We start from the raw sequence: 20,293 nt of genomic DNA on the forward strand, positions 1-20,293 counted from the left end.
GGCTAGAGGGCGCCCTTCGTGGAGGGCAGGATGCCGGCCGCGCGCGGGTCGAACTCGGCGGCGTAGCGCAGGGCGCGGGCGAGCGCCTTGAACTGGCACTCCACGATGTGGTGGGCGTTGCGCCCGTACGGGACGTGGATGTGCAGGGCGATCTGGGCCTGCGCGACGAAGGACTCGAAGATGTGCCGGGTCATCGTCGTGTCGTACGTGCCGATCATCGGCGCCATGTTCTCGGGCTCGGTGTGCACGAGGTAGGGGCGGCCGGACAGGTCGACGGTCACCTGGGCGAGGGACTCGTCGAGGGGCACGGTGCAGTTGCCGAAGCGGTAGATGCCGACCTTGTCGCCGAGGGCCTGCTTGAAGGCGGCGCCCAGCGCGAGGGCGCTGTCCTCGATGGTGTGGTGGCTGTCGATGTGCAGGTCGCCCTCGGTCTTGACGGTGAGGTCGAAGAGGCCGTGGCGGCCGAGCTGGTCGAGCATGTGGTCGTAGAAGCCCACACCCGTCGAGACGTCGACCTGGCCGGTGCCGTCGAGGTTTATCTCGACGAGGACCGAGGTCTCCTTGGTGGTCCGTTCGACCCGTCCGATGCGGCTCATGCGTGCTGCTCCTTCTTCAGTGCGCGAACCGCTTCCAGGAACGCGTCGTTCTCTGCCGGGGTGCCTGCGGTGACCCGCAGCCATCCCGGTACGCCGTTATCACGGACCAGGACGCCCTGGTCGAGGATCTTCTGCCAGGCGGTGTGCGAGTCCTCGAACTTCCCGAACTGGATGAAGTTCGCGTCGGAGTCGGTGACCTCGTAGCCGATGGCCCGCAGCTCGGCGACCAGGCGGTCGCGCTCGGCCTTGAGCTGCTCCACGTAGCCGAGCAGGGTGTCGGTGTGCTCCAGGGCAGCCAGTGCCGTGGCCTGGGTGACGGCGGACAGGTGGTACGGCAGGCGCACCAGCTGGACGGCGTCGACGACGGCGGGGTGCGCCGCCAGGTAGCCCAGGCGCAGGCCGGCCGCGCCGAAGGCCTTGGACATGGTCCGGGAGATCACCATGTTGGGGCGGCCCTCGATGAGGGGCAGCAGCGAGTCCCGGTGGCTGAATTCCACATACGCCTCGTCCACGATCACCAGCGAGGGCTTGGCCGCCTGCGCGGCCTCGTAGAGGGCGAGGACCGTCTCGGCCCCGACCGCGGTGCCCGTGGGGTTGTTGGGCGAGGTGATGAAGACGACGTCGGGGGCGTTCTCGGTGATCGCCTGCTCCGCGGCCTCCACGTCGATCGTGAAGTCCTCGCGGCGCGGGCCGGAGATCCACCCGGTGCCGGTGCCGCGGGAGATCAGCGCGTGCATGGAGTAGGAGGGCTCGAAACCGAGGGCGGTGCGGCCGGGTCCGCCGAAGGTCTGCAGCAGCTGCTGGATGACCTCGTTGGAACCGTTGGCGGCCCATACGTTCTCCCGCGCGACCGGGTGCCGGGCCGTACGGGTGAGGTAGGCGGCCAGCTCGGTGCGCAGCTCGACGGCGTCCCGGTCGGGGTAGCGGTTGAGGGTGCGGGCCGCCTCGGCGACGCGCTCGGCGATGCGCGCGACCAGCTCGGCGGGGAGCTCGTACGGGTTCTCGTTGGTGTTCAGCTGGACGGGCACGTCGAGCTGCGGGGCGCCGTACGGGGTCTTGCCGCGCAGTTCGTCCCGGATGGGCAGGTCGTCGATGCCGATGCCGGCGGCGGTCATACGGTGGGCACCTTCCATCCGAAGCGAGCCTTCAGGGCGGCGCCGTGCGCGGGCAGGTCCTCGGCCTCGGCGAGCGTCACCACGTGGTGGGTGACCTCGGCGAGGGCGTCGCGCGTGTAGTCGACGATGTGGATGCCGCGCAGGAAGGACTGCACGGACAGGCCGGAGGAGTGGCAGGCGCAGCCGCCGGTGGGCAGCACGTGGTTCGAGCCGGCGCAGTAGTCGCCGAGGGAGACCGGGGCCCACGGGCCGACGAAGATCGCGCCGGCGTTGCGCACGCGGGCGGCCCAGGCCGCGGCGTCGGCGGTCTGGATCTCCAGGTGCTCGGCGCCGTACGCGTCGACGACCTTGAGGCCGTCCTCCAGGCTGTCGACCAGGACGATCGCGGACTGCTTGCCGGCGAGGGCGGGCTTGATCCGGTCCTCGACGTGCTTGGTCGCGGCGACCTGCGGCTCCAGCTCCTTCTCGACGGCCTCGGCGAGCTCCGGGGAGTCCGTGACGAGGACGGCCGCGGCCAGCGGGTCGTGCTCGGCCTGGCTGATCAGGTCGGCGGCGACGTGCACCGGGTCGGCCGTGGAGTCGGCGAGGACGGCGATCTCGGTCGGGCCGGCCTCGGTGTCGATGCCGATCTTCCCGGTGAAGTAGCGCTTGGCGGCGGCGACCCAGATGTTGCCGGGGCCGGTCACCATATTGACCGGGAGGCAGTCCTCCGTGCCGTACGCGAACATCGCGACGGCCACGGCGCCGCCGGCCGCGTACACCTCGTCCACGCCGAGCAGCGCGCACGCGGCGAGGATCGTCGGGTGCGGCAGACCGCCGAACTCCTTCTGGGGCGGGGACGCGAGCGCGATCGACTCGACGCCCGCCTCCTGGGCCGGGACGACGTTCATCACGACGGAGGAGGGGTAGACCGAGCGGCCGCCCGGGGCGTACAGCCCCACACGCTCCACCGGAACCCACTTCTCGGTCACGGTGCCGCCGGGGACCACCTGGGTGGTGTGCTCGGTGCGGCGCTGGCCCCGGTGCACGATCCGGGCGCGCCGGATCGACTCCTCGAGGGCTGCGCGGACGGCCGGATCCAGCTGTTCCAGGGCGGCCTTGATGGCCTCCGCGGGTACCCGGACCTGCGTGAGCTCGACGCCGTCGAACTTGTGCGCGTACTCGATCAGCGCCGCCGTGCCACGATGATGGACGTCCTCGCAGATGGGCCGCACCTTCTCCAGGGCAGCTTCAACGTCGAACTCGGCACGGGGCAGCAGGGAGCGCAGGGCGCCGCCCTCGGGGAGGGCGTCACCGCGCAGGTCGATACGAGAGATCACCTCACAATTCTCTCAGACCGCTTCGCGCCACCGTTCGCCCGTATCACTGGCTGATACGGGTCCCGGATGTCACAGGCGCCCGTTAGCGTTCCCCTACACGTAGATGACCGCGGAGGGGGGCCGCCGTGACCGAGGCGCGCACGGACGAGGAACCGGCGGATCTCACCGCCGCCGAACGGCGCATGTGGGAGGCGTACCGCACGGGCACCGTCTGCGATCTCAGCGCACGCGCCGCCGACCGGGACGATCCGCACGCCGATCACGTCTGGGGGCCCGAGCGCAGCGTCCGCGCCCGGGTGGTCGCCCGGCTGCTGCTGCACGGGCCGCCACCGGTGCCGGGCCGGGTGGCCTCCCTCAAGCTGCGCGGGGTGCGGATCAGCGGGCGGCTGGAACTGTCCGGCGGTGCGGTGGCCCCGTACGTGGAGCTCCAGTCCTGCCGCTTCGACAGCGAGATCCAGCTCTCCGAGGCCCGCTTCGGCACGCTGCGCCTGGTCAACTGCGCGATACCGCGGCTGGAGGCGGCCCGTCTGCACACCGAGGGCGATCTGCACCTGCCGCGCTGCCGGGTGGCGCGCGGGATCCGGCTGACCGACGCGCAGATCGGCACCGACCTGCTGGTCAGCCAGGCCGTGGTGCAGCGGGACAACAAGGGCCGGGCGATCGCCGCGGACGGTATGTCCGTCGCGCAGGACTTACAGGGCGAGCTGCTGGAGACGTTCGGGGAGGTGAGCCTGCGTGGCGCCAAGGTCGGCGTGTCGATGAACCTGCGCGGTGCCCGCCTGCGCAATCCGTACGGGCGGTACGCACTGAACGCCCCGCAGCTGACCGTCGAGCGGACGCTGTACCTGACCTCCATCGCGCTGGACTACGCGGCGGCCGGGGGCTCCTCCACTCCCCCGTACGGGCTGGGGGCGACGCCCACGCGCGGTCAGCGGGCGCAGCGCTTCGAGTGCCGGGGCGGGCTGCGGCTGGACGACGGGCGCTTCGGGGACGCCATCGACTTCTACGGCGCGCGGTTCACACTCACCGCCGAGCAGGAGATATCGCTGCGCCGGATCCAGACCCCCGAGTTCCGCTTCGTGGGTGAGCGGCCGGAGCAGGGCCGGGTGGTGGTGTCCGGGGCCAAGGTGGTCAAGCTCGTCGACACCTCCACGAGCTGGCCGGGCCCGGGCGGGGTGTCCATCGAGGGGTTCGTCTACGAGAACCTCGCGCCCCGGGGGCATTTCCCGCTCTCCCGCCGCCTGGAGTGGGTGGAGGCGGCGACGCCCGAGTACTCGCCGGAGCCGTACGAGCGGCTGGCCGCCGTGCTGCGGGCCAGCGGCGAGGACGCGGACGCCCGCGAGGTGCTGCTGGCCAAGCAGCGACGGCGCCGGGCCACGCTGCCGCCGGGGCCGAAGGCCTGGGGGTACCTCCAGGACTGGACGGTGGTCTACGGGTACCGCCCGGGCCGGGCGGCGCTGTGGATGGCGGTGCTGTGGGCGGCGGGGGCGCTGCTGTTCGCCCGGCTCGATCCGCCGGCGATGAAGGCGGACGAGCATCCGCAGTGGAGCGCGGCCCTGTACGCGCTGGACCTGCTGCTCCCGGTGATCGACCTCGGTCAGCAGGGTCACTGGAAGCTGGAGGGCGGCTGGCAGTGGGGGGCGGCCGGGCTCGTCATCATGGGCTGGATCCTCGCCACGACGGTGGCGGCGGGCGCCTCGAGGCTGCTGCGGCGCGGGTGACGGCGGCGGGGGCGCCCGGCGGATCACCCGCCCGCCGCCGTCCGCCCCTCAAACGCCGGACACCCTCGGTGGCCCGGGCGATTACCCTGTGCGTCGTGACCACCGTTCGCCTGCCCCTCTTCCCGCTGAACTCGGTGCTGTTCCCGGGACTCGTCCTCCCGCTGAACATCTTCGAGGAGCGTTATCGCGCCATGATGCGCGAGCTGCTGAAGACGGCTGAGGACGAGCCGCGCCGCTTCGCGGTCGTCGCGATCCGCGACGGCCGGGAGGTCGCGCCGACCGCGCCCGGTCTGCCGGACCAGACGGCCCTGCCCGAGCGCGGCCCGGCGGCGGGCTTCGGCCCCGACCCGATCCAGGCCTTCCACCGGGTGGGCTGCATCGCCGACGCGGCGACCGTGCGGGAGCGGGAGGACGGCAGCTTCGAGGTCCTGGCGACCGGTACGACGCGGGTCCGCCTGATCTCGGTCGACGCCTCGGGCCCCTTCCTGACCGCGGAGCTGGAAGAGCTCCCGGAGGACGCGGGCGACGGCGCGGGCGTCCTGGCCGAGGGGGTGCTGCGGGCCTTCCGCAACTACCAGAAGCGGCTGGCCGGAGCGCGCGAGCGGTCGCTGACCGGCGCGGAGCTCCCCGACGAGCCCTCGGTGGTCTCCTACCTGGTGGCAGCGGCGGCGGTCCTGGACATCCCGGCGAAGCAGCGGCTGCTGCAGGCCCCGGACACCGCGACCCGGCTGGCGGAGGAGCTGAAGCTGCTGCGCACGGAGACGGCGGTGATCCGCCACCTCCCGTCCCTGCCGGCGGTGGACCTGACCCGTGCCCCGACGAGCCCGAACTGAGCGCGCACCGATGGCGAAGAAGACCAAGCAGGCGGCAGGTACCCCGGCGATCGTCGCCCTGACGGCGGCGGGCGTCGCGTTCACCACGCACGCCTACGAGCACGACCCGGCCCATTCCTCCTCGTACGGGGAGGAGGCGGCGCAGGCCCTCGGCGTCTCGCCCGCCCAGGTCTTCAAGACCCTGGTCGCGGACGTGGACGGCGTGCTGACGGTGGCGGTGGTCCCGGTCTCGGGGTCACTGGACCTGAAGGCGCTGGCGACGGCGGTGGGCGGCAAGCGGGCGGCGATGGCCGACCCGGCCCTGGCGGAGCGCACCACCGGTTACGTCCGCGGCGGCATCTCGCCGCTGGGGCAGCGCAAGCGGCTGCGTACGGTGATCGACGCCTCGGCCTCGGCGCACTCCACGATCTGCTGCTCGGCGGGCCGCCGCGGCCTGGAGATCGAGCTCGCCCCGTCGGACCTGGCCACCCTCACCTCGGCCACCCTGGCCCCTATCGCCCGCCTTTAGCCGGCGGGGCCGGACTGCCGGCCCCGCCGGCGTTTGAGGCGCGGGGTCCGGGGCGGAGCCCCGGGAAACGGAGAAAGGGCGGGGCGGGGACGGCTCCGCGCAGCGGCGGACCGGTACGACCCGACACGGGTCAGGGGCGCGGGGCATCCGGCGTCGGGGGTGCCGCGTCGGCGGGCGGCGAGGGCGGTGCCTGGTAGTACCCCGTCCAGCCGTACACCGGCACGGGGTCCGGATCCCGCGGCGCCCACAGCGCCGTGAGCCCCAGGTGCAGCAGTACCGCGGTCATCGGCCAGGCCAGCAGCGCCCCGTGCGCGAGCAGCTCGAGCGGCGCGTCGAAGGCAACCCCCTTGCCCGCCTTGAGCGCGGCGGCCGGCAGGTCGGAGGACGGCCCCAGCCACAGTCCGAACCGCCACCCGACCAGCGCGGCGAAGACGGATCCGAGGGCGAGCCCGATCACCAGCGGCACTCCGCCGGCCCGGCGCCACAGGAAGGTGCCGACGGCGCTGAGCACGCCGAGCCCCAGCGACAGCATGAAGAAGGTGCCGTCGGAGGCGATCCGCGCCTCGCTCTCGCTGTTGCGCAGGAACACGGCCTCCCCGTTGGAGACGTACTGCACCCGGGGTGCCAGCCACACCCACAGCACGCCGAGGAGCAGTCCGGCCAGCCCGACGAGCAGGGCGACGACGGCCCCGTCGCGGACGTCCTCCGGGGTGATCGCCCCGGCGGCGGCGTCCGGCTTCCCGGGCGGGGGCGACGACGGGTCGAGCGGGGAGGGCGGGGTCACGGCTTCGGTCACCCCCACATCGTGCCAGGTGTGCCCGGCAGCGGCGTCGGCGGACCGCGTCAGCGGACGGCGGCCCGGCGGTACGCCCAGGTCGCGACGGCCAGCGAGAGGACCCCGACGGCCCCGCAGACGCCCAGGTCGAAGGCGACGGCGGCCCAGTCCGGTTCCGGCGCGAAGGTACGGGCGAAGGCCTCGACGCCGTACGTGGACGGCAGGAGGTCCCGGGCCCACACGATCACCTCCGGCATCCGCTCCGGCGGCAGCACGCCGAGCAGCAGCGCCGCCGACATCCCGAGCTGCCCCGCGAGGGTGGCCAGCTCCTGCCGCGGTGCCAGCAGTCCCAGCGCCGCGCCGAGCCCGGCCAGCGCGGCCCCGGCCAGCGGCACGACCGCGGCCAGGATCCACAGTCCGCTCATCGGCAGCCCGAAGAGGAGGCATCCGAAGACGGCGGTGACCAGGGTTCCCGGCAGGGTGAAGGAGGCGTACGCGGCGGCCGCGCCCAGTACCACCGACGCGGGCGGCACCGGCAGGGTGGCGTAGTGGTCGAGCCCGCCGCCGGCCCGCAGCTGCCCGAAGTACTGGGCGAGGAGGTTCAGCGCGACGAAGGCGACGACGAGCACCGAGGATCCGGCGACGACGGCGCGGGCCTCCGAGCCCCCGTCCACCACGCCCCGCATGAGGATCATGATCCCGACGGACTGGAAGGTGGCGACGAACAGCAGGGGGATCCGTGCCACCCGGGCCCGGGACAGCTGGGCCCGGTACACGGCGGCCAGGGCGGGGAAGAACCGCGCGCCGGGCGCCAGCGGCGCGGGCTGCGATGCCTGTGCACGGGCGTCGGCGGCGTCCGCCGGCGCGGCGCCCCCAGCGGGTGACGGCACGGCGTCGGGCGCGAGCACGGCCCGGACGGCCCCCGTCGAACGGTCGCTCACGACTTCACCAGCCCTTTCGTCCTGCCGCCGAGGGCCAAGTACACGTCTTCCAGGCTGGGGGTGGCCAGGGTGAAGTCGTCGAGCGCGGCGAAGGCCGGGCCGCCGGTGACCGAGGCCACCGCCGCCCTCGCCTCGTCCGGCGCCAGCCGGAGCACCCAGCGCCGCCCGGCCTCGGTGGCCCGGTCGCGCAGCCGGGCGACCTCCGGGACCTCCAGCGGAGCGCCCTCGCGCCACACCAGCTCCAGCCGGACCTCGCCCGAGACCGTGGCCTTCAGTCCGGCCGGGGTGTCGCAGGCGATGACCTTGCCCTGGTCGACGACGGCGACCCGGTCGAGGACGGTCTCGGCCTCGATGACGTTGTGGGTGACGAGCAGGACCGTCGCGCCGTGCTCGGCGCGCCGCCGGTCGACGGCGGACCACACGGCGCGCCGGGCCACGGGGTCCATGCCGGTGGTGGGCTCGTCGAGGACCAGTACGGGCCGCTCCCCCATCAGTGCGGTGGCGAAGCAGGCGAGGCGGCGCTGGCCGCCGGAAAGTTTCTTCAGGGGCCGTCCGGCGATCGGGGTCAGCCCGAGTTCTTCCAGTACGGCGTCGCGTGCGGCCCGGGCCTCGCGGACGCCCTGCCCGCGCAGCCGTCCGGTGGTCTCGGCGGCCAGTGCCACCGTGAGCTCGTCCAGGGCGGTGGACTCCTGCCCCAGGTAGGCGAGCAGCCGGGAGGCCCGCCCGGGGTGGCGTACGAGGTCGTGGCCGAGCAGGGTCACCGCGCCCGAGTCCGGCCGCATCAGGCCGGTGAGCTGGCGGACCAGCGTGGACTTGCCGGCGCCGTTGGGCCCGAGCAGGCCGAAGATCTCGCCGCGGCGGACCTCCAGGGTGATCCCGTCGTTGGCTCGGGTCTCGGGCAGGGCGGGGGCCCCGCGCCGACCGCGTACCGCGGGATACGTCTTGACCAGGTCACGCACCGCGCAGATCACGTCCGGCGCCGCTCCTGCGGCTGCCGCCGTGCTGTTTCCCGCCTGTGCTGTGCCCGTACTCACGAGGGAGCAGCCTACGGGGTTCCCGCCCCTACTCGGCCGTCGGGGTCAGCGGGGCGGAAAGGTCGCCGGGGCCCGCTCCGGGCGCGGAGGCCGGTACGGCGGCCACGTGTTCGGCGGCGGCGCGGACGTCGATCTCCCGCCAGAACCCGGCGCGGATGGCGTACCGGTCGTGCTCGTCGATCTGGTCGTCCTTGTGCGCGAGCAGTCCGAAGCGGGCCGCGTAGCGCAGGAGTTCGCCGTCGATCCGGTGCGGGATCCGCGGGTACATCGTGGCCAGCTTCTGCAGGTGGACGGTCTCCGGGAGCCGTTCCATCCAGCGGCGGGCGAACACCTGTCCCACCTCGAACGGGTCCCCGCCGACGGTGGTGATGTCCTCCTCCCGGTCCGCCCAGCGCTGTTCGGCGCTGGTGAGCTGGGCGAGGGTGGGCAGCGAGGCGGTCTCGGCGGGCTCGCCCAGCGGTCCGGCCCGGTCGATCCAGCCCTTGTCGGAGGACCAGCGCAGGGCGCTGGCGGGAGCGTGGGCGCCGCTCTGCCCGGCCTGCGGGCCGCTCTGTGCCACGGGGGCCCGCAGGGCTCCGGCCAGGTCCTTGGGGGTGGGCACCGGCTTGCCGCCGGGGGTGGTGGGCGCCGGTACGGGGACCCCGCCCGGCTCCTGCTCCCCGGTGGCGGCGGTGCCGTTGCGGGCGGCCTCGGCGAGTGCGGCCTCGGGCAGCGGGGCCGAGAGGATGGCGGCGATGTCGGGGCGCGGTGCGGGCGGTGGGGAGCAGAGCCCGGTGAGGTCCTTGGCGCGGACGGCGCGGGTGATCCAGGCCCGGTCCAGGACGCGGCGTTCGTCGGCCTCGGCGACGAGGTCCTCGGACTGGTTGTAGTCCCCGTCGGCGGCCTGGACGGCCCACAGGTGGACGGCGACCCCGTGTTCCTTGGCGGACATGAGGCCGGGCAGCAGGTCTCCGTCGCCGGTGACCAGGACCACGTCGGAGCAGGCCCGGTTGCGGGCGAGCTCGGTGAGCTCGGCGTGCATGGCGGCGTCCACGCCCTTCTGCGCCCAGCGGCCGTCGCTCCGGGTCAGGGCGCCGAGGCGGACGGTGACGCGGGGCATGACGCGCAGCCGCCGGTGTTCGGGCTGGGGCACCCGGTCGGGCGCACCGTCGAACCAGTAGATGCGCAGCAGGGGCTGTTCGGTGTCGGCCTCGGCCCGTTCGCGCAGGCCCTGGATGAGGGCGGCGTGGTCGATGGTGATCCGGGAGCGGGAGGGCTCCCCGGCGAGAAGGCTGGCGGCGGCACCCAGCAGGTAGCCGGCGTCCACCAGGACGACGCAGCGGTCCACGCGTTCCACCCTCTTCCCTGGGGGTCCTCTGTGCTTTTCGGCGGTTCTCCGAGTCTGCCCGACCCCAAGGGCGTTGAAGGCCGGAACTCGATCATCGGCGTGGCGGATCTCACGGCCGGAGGGGTGCGGAGCATCGGCTACGCGCAGCAATGATCCAAAATGCGCGGTTTCTGGCGCTGTGTGAGTGTGAAGGCGGTCCTGGCCCCTAGACCCTCACGGAGGCTCCACCATGGCCAAGAACAAGCAGCAGAAGCAGCCGAAGCAGCAGTCCCGCACCTCCGGACAGGACGCGTCGCGGAGCTCGTCGGATTCCTCGCCCGAGCAGGCGTCTCAGGCTCCGAGTCCGATGGACCTGGCCCACAAGAGCAAGCAGAAGAAGTTCGGCCACAACTGACGCCTTCACTGACGCCTTCACGTCGGTCAGTGATGATCAGAAGCCGAAAGGGCCTGCCCGGCATCACCGGGCAGGCCCTTCGCACGGGGGGACGAACCGGTGTTATCCGGCCAGGCAGGACGGCCCGAGCAGCACCTTGAGGTCGCCGAAGAGGGCGGGGTCGGGCTGTACGCGGTGCTTGTCGAGGCGCAGCACGGTGGTGGTCCGCGGCCCCTGGAGCTTGATCCGCACCTCGGTGTTGCCCCGGTGGTGGCGCAGGATCTCGCCCAGACGGGTCACCATCGGCGGTGTGACCTTGACGGTGGGGATGGTGAGGACCACCGGGGCGTTGGTGCCGGCCGAGGAGAGGTCGGGGACCATCATCTCCATCGCGACCAGGCGGGGGACGTCCTCGCGCTTGTCGAGGCGGCCCTTGACGAAGACCACGGTGTCCTCGACCAGCTGGGTGGAGACGAGCTGGTAGGTCGCGGGGAAGAACATGCATTCGATGGAGCCGGCCAGGTCCTCGACGGTGGCGATGGCCCAGGCGTTGCCCTGCTTGGTCATCTTGCGCTGGAGGCCCGAGATGATGCCGCCGATGGTGACGACCGCGCCGTCGGAGTGCTCGCCGCCGGTCAGCTGGGAGATACCGGCGTCCGTCTTGTCGGACAGCACGTGCTCCAGCCCGAAGAGCGGGTGGTCGGAGACGTAGAGGCCGAGCATCTCGCGCTCCTGGGCGAGCAGGTAGGACTTCTCCCACTCGACGTCGGAGAACTCCACGTCGAGGCCGAAGCCGGGCTCGTCGCTCGCGTTCTCGTCACCCATTCCGCCGAACAGGTCGAACTGTCCCTCGGCCTCCTTGCGCTTGACCGCGACCACGTTGTCGATCATCGACTCGTGGTGCGCGACCAGGCCCTTGCGGGTGTGGCCCATCTCGTCGTAGGCGCCCGCCTTGATCAGCGACTCGACGGTGCGCTTGTTGCAGACGACGGCCTCGACCTTGTCCAGGAAGTCGGGGAAGGAGGAGAACTTCCCCTTCGCCTTCCTGGTCCTGATGATCGACTCCACGACGTTCGTACCGACGTTGCGCACCGCGGTGAGGCCGAAGAGGATCACGTCGTCGCCCTGGGCCGCGAAGTTCGGCTCGGACTCGTTCACGTTCGGCGGCAGGACCTTGATGCCCATCCGGCGGCACTCGTTCAGGTAGATCGCGGACTTGTCCTTGTCGTCCTTGACCGAGGTGAGCAGACCGGCCATGTACTCGGCCGGGAAGTTCGCCTTGAGGTAGGCGGTCCAGTAGGAGACCAGCCCGTACGCGGCCGAGTGGGCCTTGTTGAAGGCGTAGCCGGCGAAGGGGACCAGGACGTCCCACAGGGCCTTGATGGCCTGGTCGCTGAAGCCCTTGCCCCTGGCGCCCTCCTCGAAGATGACGAAGTTCTTCGCCAGCTCCTCGGGCTTCTTCTTGCCCATCACGCGGCGCAGGATGTCGGCCTCGCCGAGCGAGTACCCGGCGATGATCTGGGCGGCCTTCTGGACCTGCTCCTGGTAGACGATCAGGCCGTAGGTGACCGCGAGGACCTCTTCGAGCGGTCCCTCCAGCTCCGGGTGGATCGGGGTGATCTCCTGCTGCTTGTTCTTGCGCAGGGCGTAGTTCGTGTGCGAGTTCATGCCCATCGGGCCCGGCCGGTACAGGGCCGAGACGGCGGAGATGTCCTCGAAGTTGTCGGGCTTCATCAGGCGCAGCAGGGAGCGCATGGGCCCGCCGTCGAACTGGAAGACGCCGAGGGTGTCACCGCGGCCGAGCAGTTCGAAGGTCTTGGGGTCGTCGAGCGGGAGGGCCAGGAGATCGATGTCGATCCCCTTGTTGGCCTTCACCATCTTGACGGCGTCGTCCATGATCGTGAGGTTGCGCAGGCCCAGGAAGTCCATCTTCAGCAGGCCGAGCGACTCGCAGCTCGGGTAGTCCCACTGGGTGATGGTGACGCCGTCGGTGTGCCGCACCCAGACGGGTACGTGGTCGGTGATCGTCTCGCTGGACATGATCACGCCGGCGGCGTGGACACCCATCTGGCGGACCAGGCCCTCCACACCGCGGGCGGTGTCGATGACCTTCTTCACGTCCGGCTCGTTCTCGTACATCCCGCGGATCTCGCCGGCCTCGCCGTAGCGCGGGTGCTGCGGGTCGAGGATGCCGGAGAGCGGGATGCCCTTGCCGAGGACGTCGGCGGGCATGGCCTTGGTGAGCCGGTCGCCCATGGCGTACGGGTAGCCCAGCACGCGGGCCGAGTCCTTGATCGCGTTCTTGGCCTTGATGGTGCCGTACGTGCCGATCATGGCGACCTTGTCGGCGCCGTACTTCTCGGTCACGTACCGGATCACCTCGACGCGCCGACGCTCGTCGAAGTCGATGTCGACATCGGGCATGGAGACGCGCTCGGGGTTCAGGAAGCGCTCGAAGATCAGACCGTGCGTGAGCGGGTCGAGGTCGGTGATGCCCATGGCGTAGGCGACGATCGAACCGGCCGCGGAGCCTCGTCCCGGGCCCACCGCGATGCCCTGGTTCTTGGCCCACATGATGAAGTCGGCGACCACGAGGAAGTAGCCCGGGAAGCCCATCGAGATGATCGTGTCCATCTCGTACTCGGCCTGCTGCATCCGGTCCTCCGGAATGCCTCCGGGGTAGCGGCGGTGCATGCCGCGCATGGTCTCCTCGCGGAACCAGCTGACCTCGGTGTGACCGTCCGGGATGTCGAACTTCGGCATCAGGTTCCGGAACTTGAACATGCCCTCGGTGTCGATCTGGTCGGCGACCAGCCGGGTGTTGGCGCAGCCCTCCTGCCAGGCGTCCGAGGAGTCGATCGCGTACATCTCGTCGGTCGACTTCAGGTAGTAGCCGGTGCCGTCGAAGCGGAAGCGGTCCGGGTCCGAGAGGTTCTTGCCGGTCTGGATGCACAGCAGCGCGTCGTGGGCCCCGGCCTCGCTCGCGTACGTGTAGTGGGAGTCGTTCGTCACCAGCGGCGGGATGCCGAGCTTCTTGCCGATCTCCAGCAGCCCGTCACGGACCCGGCGCTCGATCTCGATGCCGTGGTCCATCAGCTCCAGGAAGTAGCGCCCCTCGCCGAAGATGTCCTTGTAGTCGGAGGCGGCCTGCACGGCCTCGTCGAACTGGCCGAGCCGCAGCCTCGTCTGCACCTCGCCGGAGGGGCAGCCGGTGGAGGCGATCAGGCCCTCGGACCACTTGGAGATGGTCTCCTTGTCCATCCGCGGCCACTTCGTGAGCCAGCCCTCGGCGTAGGCGTCGGAGGACAGCCGGAAGATGTTGTGCAGACCGGTGGCGTTCGACGCCCAGATCGTCTTGTGGGTGTAACCGCCGGAACCGGAGACGTCGTCGCGCTTCTGGTGCGGCTGGCCCCACTGGATGCGCCGCTTGTTGCGCCGGGACTCGGGGGCGACGTACGCCTCGATGCCGATGATCGGCGTGATGCCGGCCTTCTGCGCGGTGTGGAAGAAGTCGTACGCCCCGTGCAGGTTGCCGTGGTCGGACATGGCGATGTGCGTCATGCCCATCTCGTTGCACGCGTTGAACATGTCCTTCAGCCGTGCGGCACCGTCCAGCAGCGAGTACTGGGTGTGGACGTGCAGGTGCGTGAACGGCGGCTTTGTCACGGCGCGGGTCCTCCGGGGGCGGGGGGTGAGGGGGCAGCTTCGAATCCTACGTCGGCCGGGTGACAGATCACGGGCACTGACCGGTACGGTCGGGCGTTGCAGAACCAGGAGGGCCGATCCGGCGTCCAGTCGGTCGGAACCCGAAACAGCCCGTGCACCAGGAGGAACCCGCCATGGCGGTCCCCGAGACGACCGACGAGCAGCGCGCAGAGCAGATCCTCGACGTGTTCGACACCGCGTTCGGTGAGCTGCTCGCCGCCGACCCCGCTGCCTTCCAGGTCAAATTCCGCAAGATGGCGGCTTCGGCCTTCGCCTTCTACCGGGGTACCGCCTGCCTCTTCTACTCCGACCTGGAGCGGGACCGGCACGGCGGCCCGTACCTGGACGAGCGGACGGGCCGGGTGTGGATCCACGGGGACCTGCACGCCGAGAACTTCGGCACGTACATGGACTCCAACGGCCGGCTGATCTTCAACGTCAACGACTTCGACGAGGCCTACGTCGGCCCCTTCACCTGGGACCTGAAGCGGTTCGCCGCCTCCGTCGCCCTGATCGGCTACACCAAGGCGCTCAGTGACGACCAGATAAGCGAGCTGGTGCGGATCTACGCCGGCGCATACCGGGAGCGGATCCACCGGCTGGCCGTCGGGGGCCGGGCACCCGACAAGGACGAAGTGCCCTCCTTCACCCTGGACACCGCCGAGGGCCCGCTGCTGGACGCGCTGCGCTCGGCCCGCTCCCGGACCCGCTTCTCCCTCCTGGACTCGATGACGGAGATACGGGACTACGAGCGCCGCTTCACCTCCGGCGGGGGCTCCATCGAGCTGGACGCCGCGACCCGCTACAAGGTGCTGGCCGCCTTCGACGGGTACCTGGAGACGCTTCCCGACGAGTCCCTCGTGCGCCCCGACTCCTACCGGGTCAAGGACGTGGTCGGCCGCCGGGGCGTCGGCATCGGCTCGGCGGGCCTGCCCTCCTACAACATCCTGCTGGAGGGGCACAGCGACGCCCTGGAGAACGACGTCGTGATCTACCTCAAGCAGGCGCAGACCCCGGCGGCCTCCCGGCACATCACGGACCGGGCGGTGCGGGAGTACTTCCTGCACGAGGGGCACCGCACGGTCATCTCGCAGCGGGCCCTGCAGGCGCACGCCGACCCGTGGCTGGGCTGGACCGAGCTGGACGGCGCAGGTCAGCTGGTGGCGGAGGTCTCCCCGTACGCGGTGGACCTGGACTGGTCGGACCTGGACGACCCGGAGGAGATCGCGGCCGTCGTCGCCGATCTCGGCCGGGCGACCGCGACCATGCACGCGTCGGCCGACGAGGCCGAGAGCGGGCAGTCCCTGGTGCCGTTCTCCACCGAGCGGGCCATCGACGCGGCGATCGCCGCCGACGAGAAGGGCTTCGCCGAGCTGCTCGTGGACTTCGCCCACGCGTACGGGGCCCGGGCGCGCGCCGACCACCAGATCTTCGTGGACCTCTTCCGTAACGGGCGTCTCACTCCCTGAAAGCCTGTTCCCACAGGAACGCATGGCACACTCGCGAGGATGGACATTTCCGGGACGGGACTCAGGGGGCTGCGGGCCGCGCTGTTCAGCGCGCTCGTCGTGCTGCTCTCGTCCGGCTCGCACGTCCTGATGTCGCAGGTCCCGCTGCCGCGCACGCTGGTGGCCGGGGCCTTCGCGGGTGTGTTCGCGATCGCCTACGCGCTCGCGGGCCGCGAACGGGGCTTCGGCCCCATCGCCGGGCTGCTCGTACCGCTGGAGCTGGCCGCCGACACCGTATTCACCGCCGGGCAGCACCTCTGCTACGGCCCGGCCGGCGGCCCCGTCGCGGGCCCGCTGCGCGCCATGGGCCTGGACGCACTGTGCGGCGGCACGCCGGTGGGCGGGCCGCTGGCCGAGGTGACCGGGCCGGCCGCCGACGCGGCCGCGCTGCTGGCCTCGCCCGGTCCGTACACGCCGTGGCTGCTGCTCGGCGCCCACGTCTCGGTGGGGCTGCTCGCCGCCGCATGGCTGCGCCACGGCGAGCGGGCACTGGGCCGGCTGCTGCGGGCGGTGGCCGCCTTCGCGTTCCGGCCGCTGCTGCTGGCCGCGGCCCCGGTGTCGGCGGCCCGCCGGCCGGCGCGGGCCCTGCTGCGGTCGGTCCTGCCGGGCGCCGGGGCGCGTACCCGATTCCCCGCACACTCCGTGGGACGGCGGGGACCCCCCGTGCTCGGCGCGCTCGCGCGCGCCTGACGCACGTACGGCAGTCCCTTTCGCACGTCACACCCCACGGAGATCATGATGAGCTCACGCAACAGCCAGGCGAACAAGGCAGCGGCCCGCGAGCGGCTGCGCGCCGAGCGCGAGGCCCAGGCCAAGAAGGACAGGATGCGCCGCCAGGTGGTCGTGGGCGGCGGCGTCGTGGCCCTGCTCGCGCTGGCCGGCGCCATCGCCTACGGGGTCATGAAGGCCAACGAGCCCGGCCACTGGGAGAAGGCCGCCAAGGCCGAGCTGGTCAAGCCGAAGAACACCGAGGGTGCGGACGGCACCACGGTCGTCGTCGGCAAGGCCGACGCCAAGAAGACCCTGGAGCTGTACGAGGACTCGCGCTGCCCGGCCTGCGCCTCCTTCGAGCAGGCGGCCGGCGCCCAGATCAAGAAGGACGTGGACGCGGGCAAGTACAAGCTCCAGTACATCGGCGCCACCTTCATCGACAACGCCGTCAAGGGCGAGGGCTCGAAGAACGCGCTGAGCGCGCTCGGCGCCGCGCTGAACGTCAGCCCGGAGGCCTTCCTGGAGTACAAGGCCGCGCTCTACTCCAAGGAGCTGCACCCCGAGGAGTCCGTCGACAGCTTCGCCAAGGACGACTACCTGCTGAAGGTCGCGGACACGGTTCCCGCGCTCAAGGGCAACGCCGAGTTCAAGAAGGCCGTCGAGGACGGTACGTACGACCGGTGGGCGCTGGAGATGTCGAAGACCTTCGACAAGTCCGGGGTGAAGGGCACGCCGACCCTGAAGATGGACGGCAAGAAGATCGACACCCCGCAGACGGCGGAGCAGTTCACGGCGGCGATCGACAAGGCCATCCAGGGCTGATCCCAGGACATTCCGGGAGGACCTCCCGGACGGACCGCACCAACGGGCGGGCGAACTCCCAGAGTTCGCCCGCCCGTTGCATTCCCACGTCTGTTCCAGGAGGTGTACCCGTCGGTAATGTGATTGTCCGTGACCAGTCATCTCATCCCCTCACGGGCCGCGGCAACCCCCCGTCGTCGTACGGTCGTTCTCGCCGCCGCGGCCACGGCCGCGCTGGCCCCCCTCACCTCGCTGGGCGCCTCGGCCGCCCACGCGGCGGGCGCCGCGCCCGCCTTCCTGCACGGCGTCGCCTCCGGCGACCCGCTGCCCGACGGGGTCCTCCTGTGGACCCGCGTCACCCCGACCCCCGGGGCCGTACCCGGTTCCGGACTCGGACCGGCCGTCCAGGTCGGCTGGGAGGTGGCCTCCGACCAGGCCTTCTCCCGCATCGTCGCCGGGGGAACCGTCACGGCGAGCGCGTCCACCGACCACACGGTCAAGGTGGACGTGCGCGGGCTCCAGCCGCAGACGCCGTACTGGTACCGGTTCACCGCGGGCGGCACGGTCTCCCCCGCCGGGCGCACCCTGACCACCCCGGCCCACGAGGCGACGACCGAGGGGGTCCGCTTCGGCGTGGTCTCCTGCGCCAACTGGGAGTCCGGCTACTTCTCCGCCTACCGCCACCTGGCCGCCCGCACCGATCTGCACGCGGTCCTGCACCTGGGCGACTACATCTACGAGTACCAGTCCGGGGGCTATCCGGAGGCGAAGTACACCGTGCGCCGGCACGAGCCGGAGCACGAGATCGTCTCGCTGGCCGATTACCGCACCCGGCACGGCAAGTACAAGACGGACGCCGACCTCCAGGCGCTGCACCAGGCGCACCCGGTCATCGCCATCTGGGACGACCACGAGTTCGCCAACGACGGCTGGGCCGGCGGCGCCGAGAACCACACGCCGGGCGCCGAGGGCGACTGGGCGGCCCGCGCGGCCGCCGCCAAGCAGGCGTACTTCGAGTGGATGCCCGTACGCGCCTCCATCGCCGGCACCGTCTACCGGCGGCTGCGCTTCGGCACCCTCGCCGACCTGCACCTGCTGGACCTGCGCTCCTTCCGTTCACAGCAGGTCAAGGTGGGCAGCGGCGCCGTGGACGACCCGGAGCGCACCATCACCGGGCGCGCCCAGCTGGACTGGCTCAAGTCGGGCCTCGCGGGATCGAATGCGACCTGGAAGCTGGTCGGCACCTCGGTGATGATCTCGCCGGTCGCCTTCGCCTCGCTCCCCGCGCACCTGCTCGGGCCGCTGGCCAAGCTGCTCGGCCTGCCCGAGGGCGGCCTCGCGGTCAACGTGGACCAGTGGGACGGGTACACGGACGACCGCAAGGAACTGCTGGGCCACCTGAAGGCGCGGAACATCAAGAACACCGTGTTCCTGACCGGTGACATCCACATGGCCTGGGCGAACGAGGTCCCGGTGAACATGGCCACGTACCCGGGTTCGGGGACGGCCGCGACCGAGTTCGTCGTCACCTCGGTGACCTCCGACAACCTCGACGACATCCTGCACGTGCCCGCGGACACCGCCTCGCTGGTCGCCGAGACGGCCGTCAAGGCCGCCAACTGGCACGTGAAGTGGCTCGACATGGACGCGCACGGCTACGGCGTGCTGGACGTCACGGCGGAGCGCTCGCAGATGGACTACTACGTGGTGTCCGACAAGCGGCAGCCGGGTGCCACATCGGCATGGACCCGGTCGTACCGGACGCCGAACGGGACCCAGAAGGTGGAGCGGTCCTATCAGCCGGTTCGCTGATTGACCGTCAATTCTTCCGCCACAAGGGGCGTCCGACGCATACCGGGCGCCCCTTGTGCGTTTGAAGCAACAAATCTTTTACGTAAGACACTTGACCTGAATATGTCATGCACACATAAGCTTCCCGCCAGCTGAAGAAGATCCTTCACGCCACAACCCCCCACCCGCGAGGAGCACACGTGCGCGCAATTGCCCGCATATCCCCACGTCTTCGCCGCCGCCTGATGGGCACGGCGGTTCTGGCCGGAACCTTGGCCTTCACCCCGCTGGCTGCCCCCACCACGCTCGCGGCCGTGAAGTCCCCCGCCGAGGTCTGCGCCGACCAGCCCGCCGGCGCGGCGAACGCCCGCGTGGCGCGCGCCCACGACGAGCACGCGGACGAGCCCAACGCGATCACCGACGCGCAGGCGAAGGCCATGGACGCCGACCTCAAGGCGAAGCTCGACAAGGCCCTCAAGAACCAGCCGCAGCGCAGCCTCGCCGCCGCCGAGGCCGTCGTGAACATCCCCGTGTACTTCCACGTCGTGCACTCCGGCACCACCGGAAAGCTGACGGCCACGGACGTCAGCAAGCAGCTGGCGGTCCTCAACGCGGCCTACGGCGGCCAGGGCACCGGAAACGTCAACACGAACTTCCAGTTCACCCTCGCGGCCACCGATTACACGGACAACGCCTCCTGGTACAACCTGGCTTCCGGCTCCCAGGCCGAGAAGGACATGAAGAACACCCTGCGCAAGGGCGGCCCGGGCGCGCTCAACTTCTACACCGCCAAGCTCTCCGGCGGCCTGCTGGGCTGGGCGACCTTCCCGACCTCCTACGCCTCCAGCCCCAAGATGGACGGCGTGGTCGTGCTCGACAGCTCGCTGCCGGGCGGTTCCTCGGCCAACTACAACGAGGGTGACACCGCCACCCACGAGGTCGGCCACTGGCTGGGGCTCTACCACACCTTCCAGGGCGGCTGTAACGGCAACGGCGACTACGTCTCCGACACCCCGGCCGAGAAGAGCGCCGCGTACGAGTGCCCGACCGGGCGCGACAGCTGCGCGAGCAAGCCGGGCGCGGACCCGATCCGCAACTTCATGGACTACACGTACGACTCCTGCATGTACCAGTTCACCGCCGGCCAGGTGGCCCGCATGTCGAGCAGCTGGACCGCCTACCGGGCGGGCTGACCCGACGACAGGGGCCCGGTCCGGCAACCGCCGGACCGGGCC

The 20,293-nt window shown here is 71.3% G+C and carries 17 protein-coding genes; 9 read left to right on the top strand and 8 right to left on the bottom strand.

The genetic code is table 11. From position 1 onward, the window contains the following. Window positions 1-2: 2 nt before the first annotated feature. Genes hisB through hisD form a run of 3 tightly spaced genes read right to left on the bottom strand, consistent with a single transcriptional unit; the run spans window position 3 to window position 3,030 of the window. Window positions 3-596: an imidazoleglycerol-phosphate dehydratase HisB gene (gene hisB, locus ACWGE1_RS22130; RefSeq protein WP_150257046.1), complete on the bottom strand. Its 594-nt coding sequence runs from the start codon at window positions 594-596 to the stop codon at window positions 3-5. Next, entirely contained in the window at window positions 593-1,711 is a 1,119-nt protein-coding gene (locus ACWGE1_RS22135; protein ID WP_453422200.1) for a histidinol-phosphate transaminase, read from the bottom strand. The genes hisB and ACWGE1_RS22135 overlap by 4 nt, the downstream gene beginning before the upstream one ends. After that, entirely contained in the window at window positions 1,708-3,030 is a 1,323-nt protein-coding gene (gene hisD / locus ACWGE1_RS22140; protein WP_453422201.1) for a histidinol dehydrogenase, read from the bottom strand. The genes ACWGE1_RS22135 and hisD overlap by 4 nt, the downstream gene beginning before the upstream one ends. 125 nt (window positions 3,031-3,155) lie before the next feature. Here hisD and ACWGE1_RS22145 point away from each other — a divergent pair, with 125 nt between their 5' ends. The 3 genes from ACWGE1_RS22145 to ybaK all read left to right on the top strand — a co-directional run bounded on the left by ACWGE1_RS22145 (window position 3,156) and on the right by ybaK (window position 6,092). Continuing rightward, entirely contained in the window at window positions 3,156-4,751 is a 1,596-nt protein-coding gene (locus ACWGE1_RS22145; protein WP_453422202.1) for an oxidoreductase, read from the top strand. 95 nt (window positions 4,752-4,846) lie between these two features. Beyond that, window positions 4,847-5,584, top strand: coding sequence for an LON peptidase substrate-binding domain-containing protein (locus ACWGE1_RS22150; RefSeq protein WP_453422203.1), 738 nt, complete (start codon window positions 4,847-4,849; stop codon window positions 5,582-5,584). Between the two features lie 10 nt (window positions 5,585-5,594). Beyond that, window positions 5,595-6,092, top strand: a complete 498-nt coding sequence (gene ybaK, locus ACWGE1_RS22155; RefSeq protein ID WP_453422204.1) for a Cys-tRNA(Pro) deacylase — start codon at window positions 5,595-5,597, stop codon at window positions 6,090-6,092. A 130-nt stretch (window positions 6,093-6,222) separates the two neighbouring features. Here ybaK and ACWGE1_RS22160 read toward each other — a convergent pair whose 3' ends face one another. From ACWGE1_RS22160 to ACWGE1_RS22175, 4 genes are read right to left on the bottom strand one after another with little or no spacing between them, the layout of a single operon-like run. Next, window positions 6,223-6,888, bottom strand: a complete 666-nt coding sequence (locus ACWGE1_RS22160) for a hypothetical protein (protein ID WP_453422205.1) — start codon at window positions 6,886-6,888, stop codon at window positions 6,223-6,225. Between the two features lie 47 nt (window positions 6,889-6,935). Then, the gene (locus ACWGE1_RS22165) at window positions 6,936-7,808 is read right to left on the bottom strand and encodes an ABC transporter permease (protein WP_453422206.1); all 873 of its coding nucleotides are present in this window, start codon (window positions 7,806-7,808) and stop codon (window positions 6,936-6,938) included. Further along, window positions 7,805-8,842, bottom strand: coding sequence for an ABC transporter ATP-binding protein (locus tag ACWGE1_RS22170; RefSeq protein WP_453422207.1), 1,038 nt, complete (start codon window positions 8,840-8,842; stop codon window positions 7,805-7,807). Before ACWGE1_RS22170 ends, ACWGE1_RS22165 begins: the two co-directional genes overlap by 4 nt. A 28-nt stretch (window positions 8,843-8,870) precedes the next feature. Continuing rightward, on the bottom strand, window positions 8,871-10,178 hold the full coding sequence (locus ACWGE1_RS22175) for an NYN domain-containing protein (RefSeq protein WP_453422208.1): 1,308 nt from the start codon (window positions 10,176-10,178) through the stop codon (window positions 8,871-8,873). Between the two features lie 220 nt (window positions 10,179-10,398). Here ACWGE1_RS22175 and ACWGE1_RS22180 point away from each other — a divergent pair, with 220 nt between their 5' ends. Next, the gene (locus ACWGE1_RS22180) at window positions 10,399-10,563 is read left to right on the top strand and encodes a hypothetical protein (protein ID WP_453422209.1); all 165 of its coding nucleotides are present in this window, start codon (window positions 10,399-10,401) and stop codon (window positions 10,561-10,563) included. A gap of 102 nt (window positions 10,564-10,665) precedes the next feature. On the opposite strand, the gene dnaE is transcribed toward ACWGE1_RS22180, so the two are convergent. After that, complete coding sequence (gene dnaE, locus ACWGE1_RS22185) at window positions 10,666-14,208, bottom strand: DNA polymerase III subunit alpha (protein WP_453422210.1); 3,543 nt, start codon at window positions 14,206-14,208, stop codon at window positions 10,666-10,668. Window positions 14,209-14,381: 173 nt separating this feature from the next. On the opposite strand from dnaE, the gene ACWGE1_RS22190 reads away from it, so the two are divergent. The 5 genes from ACWGE1_RS22190 (at window position 14,382) to ACWGE1_RS22210 (ending at window position 20,251) form a co-directional block, all read left to right on the top strand. Further along, window positions 14,382-15,716 (top strand): DUF2252 domain-containing protein, encoded by a 1,335-nt coding sequence (locus tag ACWGE1_RS22190; protein WP_453422211.1) that lies wholly within the window; start codon window positions 14,382-14,384, stop codon window positions 15,714-15,716. A gap of 39 nt (window positions 15,717-15,755) precedes the next feature. Beyond that, complete coding sequence (locus tag ACWGE1_RS22195; protein WP_453422212.1) at window positions 15,756-16,445, top strand: hypothetical protein; 690 nt, start codon at window positions 15,756-15,758, stop codon at window positions 16,443-16,445. Window positions 16,446-16,493: 48 nt separating this feature from the next. Then, a complete protein-coding gene (locus ACWGE1_RS22200) occupies window positions 16,494-17,288 on the top strand; it encodes a DsbA family protein (RefSeq protein ID WP_453422213.1) in 795 nt (264 codons plus the stop codon). A 129-nt stretch (window positions 17,289-17,417) separates the two neighbouring features. Beyond that, complete coding sequence (locus ACWGE1_RS22205; protein WP_453422214.1) at window positions 17,418-19,079, top strand: alkaline phosphatase D family protein; 1,662 nt, start codon at window positions 17,418-17,420, stop codon at window positions 19,077-19,079. A gap of 224 nt (window positions 19,080-19,303) precedes the next feature. After that, window positions 19,304-20,251 (top strand): zinc metalloprotease, encoded by a 948-nt coding sequence (locus tag ACWGE1_RS22210; RefSeq protein ID WP_453422215.1) that lies wholly within the window; start codon window positions 19,304-19,306, stop codon window positions 20,249-20,251. The last annotated feature ends 42 nt before the right edge of the window (window positions 20,252-20,293 follow it).

The sequence above is a fragment of the Streptomyces sp. NPDC054932 genome, from assembly GCF_053610205.1.

What these genes read in the sequence shown, in the direction of transcription:
- hisB (WP_150257046.1), bottom strand. Translation starts at nt 596, where the DNA reads ATGAGCCGCATCGGACGGGTCGAACGGACCACCAAGGAGACCTCGGTC.
- ACWGE1_RS22135 (WP_453422200.1), bottom strand. Translation starts at nt 1,711, where the DNA reads ATGACCGCCGCCGGCATCGGCATCGACGACCTGCCCATCCGGGACGAA.
- ybaK (WP_453422204.1), top strand. Translation starts at nt 5,595, where the DNA reads ATGGCGAAGAAGACCAAGCAGGCGGCAGGTACCCCGGCGATCGTCGCC.
- ACWGE1_RS22180 (WP_453422209.1), top strand. Translation starts at nt 10,399, where the DNA reads ATGGCCAAGAACAAGCAGCAGAAGCAGCCGAAGCAGCAGTCCCGCACC.
- ACWGE1_RS22190 (WP_453422211.1), top strand. Translation starts at nt 14,382, where the DNA reads ATGGCGGTCCCCGAGACGACCGACGAGCAGCGCGCAGAGCAGATCCTC.
- ACWGE1_RS22195 (WP_453422212.1), top strand. Translation starts at nt 15,756, where the DNA reads ATGGACATTTCCGGGACGGGACTCAGGGGGCTGCGGGCCGCGCTGTTC.
- ACWGE1_RS22200 (WP_453422213.1), top strand. Translation starts at nt 16,494, where the DNA reads ATGAGCTCACGCAACAGCCAGGCGAACAAGGCAGCGGCCCGCGAGCGG.
- ACWGE1_RS22210 (WP_453422215.1), top strand. Translation starts at nt 19,304, where the DNA reads ATGGGCACGGCGGTTCTGGCCGGAACCTTGGCCTTCACCCCGCTGGCT.